This window comes from Lachnoclostridium phocaeense, from assembly GCF_959599685.1.
Classification (GTDB): Bacteria; Bacillota; Clostridia; order Lachnospirales; family Lachnospiraceae; genus Claveliimonas; species Claveliimonas monacensis.
In genome coordinates this window covers 17037-29651 of record NZ_CAUGIN010000016.1, presented here as the reverse complement: position 1 = coordinate 29651, position 12615 = coordinate 17037, and the positions used below count along the sequence as shown (strand labels likewise).

Genomic DNA, 12615 nt, shown 5'->3' with positions numbered 1-12615 from the left:
CTCCTTAAATCTCAATCTGTTTTGTGCGGGACCTGACCCGCACCCTCTGCATGTTATGATAATACCCGGGAGCGCAAATGTCAATATAAAATTAGCACTCATCGCAAATGAGTGCTAATAACTTTATAAAATCCATAAACCTTCTATAAACTTTGCTCTTCATGTCTACTCCACGCTCTTCAGAGACTCTACCATGTCTATCTTCTTCAGCTTGAAGTACATGACCCAGTTGACGAACATGGAAAAGCCGAGCGTGAACAGGAAGCTGTACAGATAGCTGGTAAGATCCAGCACCCTGCCGAACATGACGTCGTCCACCTCCACAGTGACAATGACAAACTGCAGCAGCACCCAGCCAAGGGCCATGCCCGCCACCGCGCCGATGAGGGTGAGCAGGACATTTTCCCTGTACACATAGGCAGCCACCTCCGTGTCGTAAAAGCCCAGCACCTTGATGGTTGCCAGCTCCCTCTTTCTCTCCGTGATGTTGATGGTGTTCAGGTTGTAGAGAACGATAAAGGCCAGCATGCCCGCCGAGATGATCAGCACCACAATGACCAGGTTCAGACTCTGCAGCATATCGTCAAGGCGGTCCTCTATACTGGAGGTATAGCTCACGTTCAGCACATTGCTGTCTCCAAGGAGCCTGCCGCCCACTGCCTCGATCTGGTCTGTCTGCCCCTCTTTCATCTTAAACAGCACGCCGTTGGAGGCGGCCTCTTTCCCGAACAGCTCCCTGTAGTAGTCCGGTGAGAGGTACAGGTAGTGTCCCATATAATTCTCGCAGATGGCGTCTATGGTCACTTCCTTCACACCCATGCCGTCGTCCTCCAGAGTGACTGTATCTCCCACCTCCACGCCAAGGTCGCTTGCCGCCTTCTCGGTCAGGATCACCTGCTCCTTCTCCAGGGAGTAGGTCTCCGGCTTTGTCCGGCTGTGGAAATCCAGGAAATCGCCTACGTTTTCCAGATTTTCAGGCACTGTCAGATAGATTTCCATGGAAGTATCTCCCGCTGTCACTTCCAGGTTCTGCATGCGCACCATCAGCTCCCCGCTGACTGCTGACTCGTCCCTGACAAGGGCCGCTATCTCCTCCTTGTCCTCCCGGGAAATCCCCGCGTCAAAGTACACCGCCGCATCGTAGGTCTGGATGCTGTTGTACTGCAGCTCCGGTATGACAAAGATACAGTCCTTCAGTCCGAAGCCCACCACCATCAGGGCCATACAGCCTCCGATGCCAAACACAGTCATGAAGAAACGCTTCTTGTACCGCACCAGATTCCGGATAGAAGATTTCCAGGAAAAATTCAGATGCTTCCATATGATCTTCACCCGCTCCAGAAGGATGCGCTGCCCCTGCTTCGGTGCAGGCGGCCGCATGAGCTGGGCCGGCACGGAGGCAAGCTCCCTGTAGCAGGAGAAAATGGTCGCCGCCAGGGTGCACAGCACGGCGATCAGCGTGGCCTGAACGGCATAGCTCAGGTGATAGGGCACGAGGATGTCCGGTATGTGCTGATACATGATCTTGTACGCATAGATGATGATCCAGGGGAACACCTTCTCACCGAACAGGACGCCCAGCACGCTCCCTCCCAGGGTGGCTGTCAGGGCGTAGGCTATGTATTTCCCGGCAATGGAGAGCTTGCTGTATCCAAGGGCCTTCAGCGTGCCGATCTGTATCCTCTGCTCCTCCACCATCCTGGTCATGGCAGTCAGGCTGATGAGAGCCGCCACCAGGAAGAAGACCGCCGGGAACACCTGCCCGATAGCCCGCATCCGGTCCGCATTGTCCCCGTACCCGTCATACTCGGTGAGGGCGCTGCTGCGGTCCTGGACATACCACTGAGGATTTTCAATCTTGTCGATTTCCGCCTGGGCCTCCGCAATATCATTTTGCGCCTCCTCCAGCTGCCTCTCGCCGTCGGCGATCTGCGCCTCCCCGTCAGCGATCTCCTGAGCCGCCTGGGCAGCTCCCTGCTCGTATTCGGACCAGCCGGCGGCAATCTCCTGCTCTCCCGCCGCCAGGTCCGCCTTTCCGCTGGCGAGCTGGCTTTCCTGACTGTTTATGAGAGCCCACGCCGCGTCGATCTGGGCCTGTCCGGCGTCAATCTGCTGTTTGGAGTCCTCCAGTGTCTGACGGGCGGCGGCCAGCTGCGCCTTGCCGTCCTCGATCTGCTGCCCGTAGGCGAGGAGCTCCTGCTCTCCGGCCAGGAGGGTCTGCTCCCGGGCGAGGAGTTCCTGCATTTTCCCCTGCAGCCCGGCCACTGCCTCCTCCGCACTCTCGTAGGAAAAATCCTCTCCCTGTTCTGCGAGGGCGGCAAGGGCCTCTTGTTCCATGTTCTCCGCGAAAGAAAGCCTTGTGTTCGCATCAGTCTGCCGATCTGCCAATTCCTTCTTGATCTGCTCCCAGCTCTGCAGATAGTCCGTCTCTTCCTGAGTCCTGTTCTCCGGTGGAATAGCAAGGATTTCATCATATTTTCCCTGCCCGGAATTCAATTCGTCTTCTATCCCTTTGAGCTCCTCCCTAAGAGAAGAAAGATGATCCGCCAGCGTCTCCATCTGGGAAATGGACGTTGTCAACAGCTCCTTCCCCGCCGCAATTTCCTGTTTTCCCTGCTCTATGAGGGGCATCTGCTGGGCATACTGGGCAAGGTACTGCACCTCCGACGCGTCCAGCTGCGCCTGCTGCTGTTCCAGCTGGGCCATACCGCTCTCATACTGCTCCCTGCCGCTGTCCAGCGCCGCCTGCTGGGTGCTCAGCTCCTCCTTGCCCGCGGCAAGCCGGGCCTCCCCATCGGCGATCTGCTGCCGGGCCGCGTCCAATTGGGCCTGGGCGTCCTCCAGGGCCTGCCTGGCATCAGCAAGCTCCCGGGCAGCCTGGCTCCGCCCCTCCTCTAGCTCACTCCGGGCGTCAGCCAGCGTCTGGCTCTCCTCGTCCACTGTGGCCTGGGCATCGGCAAGCTCCCCCTCCGCCTCGTCCACGATCTCCTGCCGCCGGGCCTGGCACCTCTCATCCTCGATCTTCTCCAGGGCGTCCACGGCTGCGTCTGTCAGAGAGGTATATCCGTCCGTGTAGGCGATCTCCTGCTCCGCGTCCGTCACCCGCACGCAGATTTCCGAATAGACATCCATACAGAAAGAGTCCGGATCCACAGCGATAAAGCCGCTGACCTCACCGTTTCCTATGGTGCTGCTTCCCCTCCCGAAAGAAATATAGAGAGGGCTGTTCCCTATGCCGACGACCTCAAAGACATCCGTTGTCAGGCTGTCCTCCAGCGGGTCCTCATCTCCTGAAGACAGAGTGATGGTATCCCCCACTCCGTACCCGGATGCCAGGGCGAACTCCTCATCCATGAGGCACTCCCCCTCTTTCTCCGGAAGGCGGCCCTCGCTCACCTGGACATCATTAAAGTGTTCCTGCATGGCCATGACATGAACCACCTGCTCCGTGTCGCCTGTATTGCAAAGGGCGTCCATGCTGTAGGTACCCTCCGCCAGCTCGATGCCGTCCACATCCTCTATGGCCTCCACATCCTCCTCCGTCAGCCCCATGGTCCCCATGACCTTGATGTCCATGAGATGCTCTTTGTCAAAATAGGCATCTCCGGAGATGCGCATGGAAGGCTCCGAGGCGCGGATGCCCGCATAGAAGGCAACTCCAAGCGCCACTATGAGAAAGATGGAGATAAATCGTCCCCAGGATTTTCTGATTTCCATAAAGAAATCTTTGCGCAACATGTTTTTCTTCATACAACCCCTACCATTCTATCGTCTCGACCGGCACCGGATGCGGGTTGGTCTCTATGCTCTCCGCCCTGCCGTTCTTGATTCTTATGATCCTGTCTGCCATCGGCGCGATGGCGGAATTGTGCGTGATCAGGATCACTGTCATCCCCCTCTGACGGCAGGTATCCTGCAGGAGCTTCAGGATGGCTTTTCCCGTGTTGTAATCCAGCGCACCCGTAGGCTCGTCGCACAGGAGAAGCTTGGGATTTTTCGCCAGCGCCCGGGCGATGGAAACCCTCTGCTGCTCTCCTCCCGAGAGCTGGGCCGGGAAGTTGTCCAGCCTCTCGCCCAGGCCCACATGCTCCATGACCTCTCTCGCGTCCAGCGGGTCCCTGCAGATCTGGAGAGCAAGCTCCACATTCTCCAGGGCTGTCAGGTTGGGGATCAGATTGTAGAACTGGAAGACAAATCCTATATCGTCCCTGCGGTATGCAGTCAGCTCCTTCCCTTTGTATTTCGTGATATCCTGCCCGTCTATCCACACTTCCCCGCTGGTGGCTGTGTCCATCCCCCCCAGGATATTCAGGACCGTCGTCTTTCCTGCGCCGCTGGGCCCTACCACCACGGCAAACTCCCCTTTTCTGATGTCAAATGTGATGCCGTTCGCCGCCGCGATGTCGATCTCACCCATGTGATAGATTTTTTTTACATCCCTCAGGGACACGAACTCTGACATATATGTATCCTCCTAACACAGACCGGTATGTCTCTGCTTATATAGTGCTATTATAACACCTGGAGGGACGGATGTACTATCTGAAAAGGGAAGTTTATAAGAATTTTATCTTCTTCAGGCAGGTCCGTATCTGCCTGCTGTATGAGCGGATCATGCGCCCTGCAGCCATACCTCTATTCCTCTGTCATGCAGCTCGCAATGGCCTCCTCGATATAATCCTTCAGATACTCGTCGATTTCCTCCGCTGTGTGGAAGGCGCCTTCCACGTCCGGGTCATAGGCGTAGTCCCGGTAGATCTTTGTATGCTTTCCCGGGTGCTTCTTCAGCTCCAGAGAATGCTTTACAGAGCTCCAGTAACATTCCAGCCGGAAGTATGCCTCTCCTTTTGCATGCAGCTTCGCATAGTACTCGTCTATCTCCCCCGATGAATGGAAGGCATCTTCCACATCAGGATCATACGCATATTCCCGGTAAATCCTTGTGTTCCTTCCCGGGTATCTGCGCAGCATGTCCGAGCGGAACAGTTTGTCGCTGTCTGTGTACTGTTTCATATTCATCCATCCTTTCTGCATTTACTGTTTTCCAAGCATCTTCTCCAGTTTTCTGATCTGTGCAGAGACCTTTTTCTCCATTTGTTTCAGCTCTGCAAGCAGCTTTTCCGCCTCCTCATAGTCCGCCGGGGGCACAGGGCTTTCCCGGTAGCGGCAAAAAGACAGATCGTACCCGTTGGCCGCCAGCTCTTCCCTGTCTACCAAAAACGACTTGCCGGACCTGTCACGGTCTTCTTCCTGCTCCCGGCAGTGGAACTTCCTGATCACAGCCGGAATACCATTCTCGCCGGCGGGGGTCCTTCTCCCATCCAGGCTCATCCCTACAGCCTCCAGCTCGCAGAACCAGACAAAGTCCGTTCTGTCACCGGCGTCCCTGCACCTGGAAAAGACAAGCAGCGCGGTCCGGATCCCCGTGAAGGGCAAAAATACGCCGGCCGGGAGGCCTATCACAGCCTCCAGCCTGTTTTCCTCCACGATCTCCTTTCGCAGCGCCCTGTGGGACCGGGAGGAACCTGACAGCACATCCGGGCTCACGAGACAGGCGCACCTTCCTCCCGGCCGCAGCATCCGAAGAAAAAGCTCCGGGAAAAGAAGTTCGGTCCTCTTTGACCTGAACCCCTTCTGGAGGTCCGGGGAAACCATATCGTAATCTGTCATACCACGAAAAGGCGGCACAGACAGGATCAGGCTGCAGCAGCTCCTGTCTGTATTCTGCTCTGAAAGGCTGTCCAGGCAGGAAAGAGAGACAGCCGCAGTGCCGCATCTGTTTAGATACGCGTTTCCAACGCGGGTCAGCACCGGGTCCATATCATAGCCCCTCAGAATGTGAGCCGGCCTTCTCCCCTCCTTTTCACATTGTTCCGCAGCCGCCAGCAAAAGCTCCGGGATGCGGCAGGCGGGATCGCAGATGCTGTCTTCCGGCCCGGGCCGTGTCAGACCAGTCATCAGCTGAACGACAGGCGCAGGGACCCGGGCGCAAAGACCGCTTCCTGCACAGAGCTTCTCAAGCAGATATTCAAAGCTCTCTTTGGTGAGTCCTTCCAGCTCGTCCAGCAGCCCCAAGATCCTGGCAAGCAGAGCGGGGCCGGCGATTTTGAAGACCGCCCCCCGCATACACGAGGGATCGCGGGACTCCAGAATGCCTTTCATAAACGGGAAGGCCCAGTCACGCACCGTCCGGTACTGTTCCTCCTCCGGAAACATCCGGAAGACACTCCACCGCAGATGAGCGCCGGGTACACGGCGCCCGCCCGCGCTTATCTCCTCCGGGAAGATGTCTCCGCACAAAGTCCCGTCAGCCTTTCTTTCCAGATCCCGGATCAGAAGCAGGCAGGCGATCTGGTCCAGCATCTCCATGCCTCTGCCCAGTCCGCTTCCCTCTAAAAGACGTATCAGGTCATCGAGTTCTTCCATCCTGGTTTTTTCGAGCATTTCTGTCACCTCTCTTCGTTCCATTTGTACGACGTATAGCGTCCGCCGCTGATCTTCAGGATCTCGTTTTGTTCCTGGAGCTCCCTGAGGGCTCTCTGGATCGTGATCTGACTGATATCCGGACATGCTTCCATCAGCTCGGACTTGGTGATGCTGCCGGGATGATTCCTGTCAGCCTCACGCACCCTCTCTTTTTTGGATACTCCACTGCAAAGAGGGGCTGTCCTCAGAGAGAACTCTCTGTATGTCTCCCGCAGCGCGCAGAGGAAACCTGTCACCGCCCCCTGCAGGCTTCCGGGCGATTCCGCCAGCCCCAGAAGGCCCTCTTCCAGGCATGTGTAGCTGATCACATGGTGTCCGGAACGATACAGCAGCAGCCGGGCGAGGAGGCAGAAAAGACGCCGGTTCCCTCTCCGAAAGGGGCGGGCGGCCAGAAAGTCAAAAAGGAATACGGAAGTCAGCAAAAGCGGCTCCGCCCCGCCCGCATTGAGCAAATCCTCATATATCCGGCAGTCCTCCTCTATATCCGACATCCTCCGGCTGTCCCGCGGCCCCTTTCCCTGTCTCGTGGCCAGCTTTTTCTGGAACTCTGTCAGCAGAGGAAGGCCCATCTGCAGATACCTGTAGTCATTGCGGATCATCTCAAGCGCATCCCTGTACCCCGCCGCCTCCTTCTCCCCTTCCGTCACAGGGATCGTCTTATTCTGAGCCAGCTTTTTCAGGCGCCCCCTGGATACCGCAGCCTCTGACAGCCTGCATGAGGCGTCTATGCTCCTGACCCTGGCATCTGCCTCCAGGTATACAAGGACATCCGCCCCCTCTTTTTCCAGGAACGATTGTCTGCCCCTGCACTCATAAATTTCGGTGAGCAGAAGCACGATGTCCTGGGTGAGCAGACTGCGGCACCTTTTTTCATAAGTATCCTTTTCCACCCTCTATCCCCCTTTCTATGTCCTGATTATATCATCAAATCTGCGGCACGGCATGCTCCCGCCCATTTTTAATTTAATCATTTTATCAGATTTGATTAAATTAAAACCCGTAAAAAAACAGGGGAGCTGAAGGGGCGGGAGCCCCTAGCCAATCCCCCCGTTAAGCGCCCCCAGGACAAACACGGCGATGGTGAGAATACAGAATACATATTTGTAGAGAGGATAATACCATTTTCCGATGGGATGCTTCCTCCCCGTGGACACAGCTTCCTCCACCGCTCTCCTGCCCCATACCCAGGCGAACATGATTCCTGCAAGCCCGGCTCCCAGAGGGCAGATGTAGATGGACACAAAGTCCATCCACTGGGAGACGATCCCCTGGATACACAGGGAGACTGCCGCTCCCACCGCCGCAATGACAATGACAGCCTTTGCCCGTCCAAACTTCAGGTTGTCCTGGAGCGTGGCCACCGGCGCCTCATAGAGATTGACAAGGGAGGTAAGCCCGGCAAACAGGGCCGCCAGGAAAAAGATGAACATGACGATCTGCCCTCCGGGCATGGTGGAGAACAGGTGGGGCAGAGAGATGAACATCAGGCCCGGCCCGCTCTCGGAGAGCACAGCCCCCGTAGTGGCCATGGCGGGAATGATGACCAGGGCCGCCAGCATGGCCGCGCAGGTGTCACAGATCGCCACCGTGATGGCGGAGCTCACCGTATCCTCCTTGTCCGACAAGTAAGAGCCGTAAATGATGGTCCCGTTGCCCGCCAGAGACAGAGAGAAGAAGGACTGCCCCAGGGCAAACACATACAGCATGGGGTCCTTAAAGGCCTCCGGCCGGATGGTGAACATCCACCTGTAACCGTCCGCCGCCCCTGGCTGAAGAGCCACGTAGACTGCCAGACCGATAAAGAGCACATAAAAGACAGGGATCATAACCTTGTTGGCCTTCTCGATCCCGCTGCTGATCCCCGCCGCCATGATGACGAATGTGATCACCAAGACAATGATAAGCCACAGGTTATTTCCAAAGGAGCTGGCCATCTGCCCAAAGGACGCCGCAAAGCCGTCCACACTGTCGGATTTCAGCACAGATCCGGTGATGCTCCCGGTCATATATTTGACGATCCAGCTCACCACCACAGAGTAGCCAATGGCAAGCGCCAGTGCCCCCAGCATGGGAATGGCACCTATGGCACGTCCGATGTTTCGTTTGCTCTCCCCTCTGGAAGCGCAGGCAGTGCCGAAGGCCTCCACAGGGCCAGACCGCACGGCCCTTCCAAAGCTCATCTCCCCCACAACTCCTGAAAAGCCAAGCAGCACATCAAAGATCAGGTACACCAGCAGAAAAGAACCCCCGTAAGTCGCCATGCGGTATGGGAAAAGCCAGATATTTCCCATACCCACCGCTGAGCCTACGCAGGCAAGGATAAACCCGGTCTTTGAATTCCACCACTCTCGCTTCTGTGATCCATTTGTATTCTTCATCATTTTCTCCTTCTCATTTTCCCGGCATCCGCTGCCTTTTTTCTGCACAAAAGAAGGCCGCCGTACCGAGTGGACATGCCGCCGGCGCAGCGCCTTCCTTAAATCTCTCTGTCTCATGATTCAATTCCGGACAAGGTCAGTACCTGTCGTAGTACCCCAGATAATCCTCCGACACGATGGTCTCACTGGGCACCAACTCCAGTTCCAGCTCCTCATCCGTGTTGGAAAACACCGCCCCCTGAGGCAGCACCACATTCCTATATATGCTCTCCGTCTCGGAGCTGTCAGTGAGCCACGGGTACAGTGTCTGAAGTTCATTCCCCTCCTGATCGCAGATGGTGATCTCCGGGGCCCCATAGCCAGAGACTGCCGAAAGATCGTACACACCCGCCGGGAAATCCTCCCCCACTGTCAGCGTCTGCCCACCGCTGATGCGGACGCTCTCTGTCAGAGGATTGGGCAGCCCGCCCGTCGTCTGTTCGGCCTGGGCATTGTCCGCCGATAGCGTCAGATAGCCATCGCCCGATATAGATACCACCGCCCCTGTATAGAGACGGATATCATCCACACTGGTGACCTCGTCATCCACAGACTCATAGAGATAGATCCCGTTCTCCGCATCGTCCACAGACAGGGAGATATAATTGTCCCCCTGGCCTTCCATCACATAAGTCCCCTCCGGTATATGTACACCGACCACGTAATCTCCCTGGGCAAACTGCTGGGAATAGCTCACCCCGTCGGCAGGGATCTCCCTGGTTACATAGGCATAGGGGTCATAATCATAGTCCTCATAACTTTCATAGTCTGTATAACTGTCATATTGACTCTCATCGATGTACTGGTCCACCAGCGGGAAAATGACCGACACCACGATCACCAGAATGATACTGACTGTAACGAGCTTACCCACCCTGGACCTTCTGTCCCGCTTTTCCCCCTCTATATAAGTATTGTAAGGCTGGGCCTTTTTCCGGCTCCTGCCGGATCTGGCCCTGCTGCCGGATGACTGTGCCAGCGCGCTCCGTTCCTTCTCTTTCTGCTCCCTCTCCTGCCTGGAGCGGTCCTTGCGTCTGCTGTCATACTCGGGCTGATGCACATGAGTCAGGGGCTGCCCGTCACAGCTGCTCCGGTTGATCCGGTAATGTTTCTCTGATTTGTTGTTGTCCAGACCGCACTCTGTACATACGTTTCCGCTGTCCAGCTTCCCTCCGCACAGGCTGCACCGCTCTTTAAAAAACATAATCCCGCCCTCCTTGTCCCCTCTGTCTGACAGAACTCTATCTTAACAAGAAGTATACCATACTGCGGGCTGTTTTTGCACCCTTGCCCGGTTAAAATTTTCTTCCTACAAGGTCATCCAGGCTCACCTCGAAAACATCCGCCATCCTGCAGAGTATAAAGATATCCGGAGTCCTTTTGCTGTGCTCATACGAAGAAAGGGATGTCCTGTCCACCCCTATCTTTGCCGCCAGCTGACGCTGTGTCATATTCTTTTCAAGCCGGAGCAGGCGTATGCGGGCTCCGACTCTGCACTCCTCCGTCCTCATCCTTACATGTTTTCCTCCAGGTTTTCTTTCATGTCACGGATCATGCGCCGGATGATCTTCAGCTGGGCGCCGTCAAGCTGTTCCAGCTCCTGTGATATCTCGCCGAGGTAAACGCTCCCGGAATCCTCCAGGCTGTCACACAGAAGGTGGTCTGTCGTTGTCCCCAGCGCATTTGCCGCCTTCACCACAAAATCCAGGCTCGCTTTTGTACTGCCATTTTCCACATGGCTGATGTGGGGAATGGAATACTCTATTTCATAAGACAGGTCCTGCTGGGACATATCTCTCATCTTCCGTATTTCTTTCAGCCTCTTCCCAAGCATTTTATAATCCATGATCTCTACCTCCGGCGCTTGTACATCCATTTTATTAGAAAGCGTTTTCTTTTAACATGCACCATAGAGATACTTATATGTATATACTTTAAAATGAAGTTAAAAAAATTTTCTCCACTGACTTTCCGCTTTTACATCACCGGAATTGCCAATGGAGAAATTTTCTCCCTTATATTTTCGAGCTGCCCTCCTGCAGCTTGCCGCATATGCGCAGCAGAGCCTGTACGTCCTCTTCTCGCTTCTTATCTGACGCAGATCTTCTCCATCTTCTCTATCACATCCGCGCTGTCATATTCATCTGCCATGACTACCAGGCTGTCCCCCGGAAAAAGCCTTGTGCTTCCCTTGGGGATCAGCTCCCTGTCTCCTCTTTTTACTGCCACGAGAAGACTGTCCCGGGGCCATTCCAGATCCCGCACCAGTTTCCCGGAAGCCGCTGATCCCTGGCCCACCACAAACTCCCGCAGGATCTTCTCTCCGCTCTCCTTCACCTGCTCCCCTCTTCTTTTCAGGAGTCCCGCGAGCAGGCTCTCGTATATGGGCTCTGATTTCAGCAGAGAGGCCACGATATAGGCACAGATGGAAACCACAGCCAGGGAAAAGAGCTGGCTCACTGTCCCCGTCATCTCAAAGATCAGGATGATCCCTGTCAGGGGGGCACGCACAATGGCTGTAAAATAGCCCGCCATAGCAAGAAGCACAAAGTTGTTCAGATAGATCATGTCAATGCCGAAAATCCAGTTCCCGGCCTGAGCAAAGATCCCGCCAATAAAGGCGCCGATGATGAGCAGCGGAAAGAAGATCCCTCCCGGAGCCCCCGATCCAAAGCTGACTGCCGAGAATAGGAAACGGCCAGTCACCAGAAACAGCATCGTGCCCGCAGCCATTCCTCCTGCTGTCAATTCTTCCACAAGGCTGTGCCCTGTCCCCAGGAGCTGAGGAGCTACAAGCCCCAGGACCCCCGCCAGCAAAAAGGGGATCAGGATCTTTCCCGCAGTGGACAGCCCCGGAATATGGTTGTACAGGGACTGGACTTTCAATGTGAACCAGTTGTAGAACACTCCGAGAAGTCCCAGCACACATCCCAGCAGGACGAGAAGCCCATAATACTCCGGAGGCAGTGTCTCTGCCAGTGTAAACTGAAAGACCGAGTCCGTCCCCAGCACGGCTGTACACAGAAAATCCGCCGTCAGGGACGCGGACATGACAGACAGCAGCACGGACACCGAAAAATTCTTGTGCACCTCCTCCAGGGAGAACATGACTCCCGCCAGGGGCGCGTGAAAGGCGGCTGCCAGCCCGGCGCTGGCCCCGCATGTCAAAAGATATCGCTCCTCCGTCTTTCCCCTGTCAAGATATCTGGAAGCGCCCTTTCCCACCATGGCTCCCAGCTGTATGGAAGGGCCTTCCCGCCCCAGGGCCAGCCCGCCCAGTATACAGAGAAAGCCTCCTACGAACTTGGCGGGGAGCACACGCCACCACGTCTGGTCGATCTTTCCGATCATCTCCCCCTCCAGCTGGGGAATACCGCTGCCGGATATGAGGGGCTCAAAGTCAACCAGCTTTGCCACCAGAAGAGCCAGCAGGACCAGCACTCCGAACCACAGAAGGATCCACAGGGGCTTTCCCGTTATAAAATCCAGGATCATTTGCAGCCATCGCCCGGCATTTTCCAGGAGCAGCCGGTAGAGCAGGACCACCAGGCCGGCAATGCCGCCCACAATGATACCCTCTCCGATCAGAATGACCTGAAAATGTTCCGCCCGCCGGATGGTCGCGGATATACCTTTTTTCTCTTCATCCATTGTCTCATTCCTCCGGGGATCATTTTATCATATCAGGGAGTACTTTGCATTGCACTCACCT

The 12615-nt window shown here is 55.8% G+C and carries 10 protein-coding genes; all 10 read right to left on the bottom strand.

All coding sequences use genetic code 11. The features are described 5' to 3' along the window. Positions 1-165: 165 nt before the first annotated feature. Positions 166-3717 carry an ABC transporter permease gene (locus Q5911_RS08790; RefSeq protein WP_331592228.1) on the bottom strand — a complete coding sequence of 1184 codons (3552 nt, stop codon included), beginning with the start codon at positions 3715-3717 and terminating at the stop codon, positions 166-168. 40 nt (positions 3718-3757) lie between these two features. Continuing rightward, a complete protein-coding gene (locus Q5911_RS08785) occupies positions 3758-4462 on the bottom strand; it encodes an ABC transporter ATP-binding protein (protein ID WP_191383604.1) in 705 nt (234 codons plus the stop codon). 173 nt (positions 4463-4635) lie between these two features. Next, entirely contained in the window at positions 4636-5013 is a 378-nt protein-coding gene (locus Q5911_RS08780) for a hypothetical protein (protein ID WP_191383603.1), read from the bottom strand. Between the two features lie 21 nt (positions 5014-5034). After that, on the bottom strand, positions 5035-6444 hold the full coding sequence (locus Q5911_RS08775; protein ID WP_303182411.1) for an HsdM family class I SAM-dependent methyltransferase: 1410 nt from the start codon (positions 6442-6444) through the stop codon (positions 5035-5037). Between the two features lie 5 nt (positions 6445-6449). Beyond that, on the bottom strand, positions 6450-7376 hold the full coding sequence (locus Q5911_RS08770) for a hypothetical protein (RefSeq protein ID WP_303182410.1): 927 nt from the start codon (positions 7374-7376) through the stop codon (positions 6450-6452). Positions 7377-7520: 144 nt separating this feature from the next. Continuing rightward, complete coding sequence (locus Q5911_RS08765) at positions 7521-8864, bottom strand: sodium-dependent transporter (RefSeq protein ID WP_303182440.1); 1344 nt, start codon at positions 8862-8864, stop codon at positions 7521-7523. 136 nt (positions 8865-9000) lie between these two features. Continuing rightward, positions 9001-10107, bottom strand: a complete 1107-nt coding sequence (locus Q5911_RS08760; RefSeq protein WP_303182409.1) for a DUF4402 domain-containing protein — start codon at positions 10105-10107, stop codon at positions 9001-9003. A 91-nt stretch (positions 10108-10198) separates the two neighbouring features. Then, a complete protein-coding gene (locus tag Q5911_RS08755) occupies positions 10199-10414 on the bottom strand; it encodes a helix-turn-helix domain-containing protein (protein WP_076776241.1) in 216 nt (71 codons plus the stop codon). A 2-nt stretch (positions 10415-10416) separates the two neighbouring features. Further along, on the bottom strand, positions 10417-10749 hold the full coding sequence (locus tag Q5911_RS08750; RefSeq protein ID WP_157888381.1) for a helix-turn-helix domain-containing protein: 333 nt from the start codon (positions 10747-10749) through the stop codon (positions 10417-10419). A 242-nt stretch (positions 10750-10991) separates the two neighbouring features. Beyond that, a complete protein-coding gene (locus Q5911_RS08745; RefSeq protein ID WP_303182408.1) occupies positions 10992-12554 on the bottom strand; it encodes a ClC family H(+)/Cl(-) exchange transporter in 1563 nt (520 codons plus the stop codon). Between the last annotated feature and the right edge of the window lie 61 nt (positions 12555-12615).

Coding starts and splice junctions, on each gene's coding strand:
- Q5911_RS08790 (WP_331592228.1), bottom strand. CDS start 3,717: ATGGAAATCAGAAAATCCTGGGGACGATTTATCTCCATCTTTCTCATA.
- Q5911_RS08785 (WP_191383604.1), bottom strand. CDS start 4,462: ATGTCAGAGTTCGTGTCCCTGAGGGATGTAAAAAAAATCTATCACATG.
- Q5911_RS08780 (WP_191383603.1), bottom strand. CDS start 5,013: ATGAAACAGTACACAGACAGCGACAAACTGTTCCGCTCGGACATGCTG.
- Q5911_RS08775 (WP_303182411.1), bottom strand. CDS start 6,444: ATGCTCGAAAAAACCAGGATGGAAGAACTCGATGACCTGATACGTCTT.
- Q5911_RS08765 (WP_303182440.1), bottom strand. CDS start 8,864: ATGAAGAATACAAATGGATCACAGAAGCGAGAGTGGTGGAATTCAAAG.
- Q5911_RS08760 (WP_303182409.1), bottom strand. CDS start 10,107: ATGTTTTTTAAAGAGCGGTGCAGCCTGTGCGGAGGGAAGCTGGACAGC.
- Q5911_RS08755 (WP_076776241.1), bottom strand. CDS start 10,414: ATGAGGACGGAGGAGTGCAGAGTCGGAGCCCGCATACGCCTGCTCCGG.
- Q5911_RS08750 (WP_157888381.1), bottom strand. CDS start 10,749: ATGGATTATAAAATGCTTGGGAAGAGGCTGAAAGAAATACGGAAGATG.
- Q5911_RS08745 (WP_303182408.1), bottom strand. CDS start 12,554: ATGGATGAAGAGAAAAAAGGTATATCCGCGACCATCCGGCGGGCGGAA.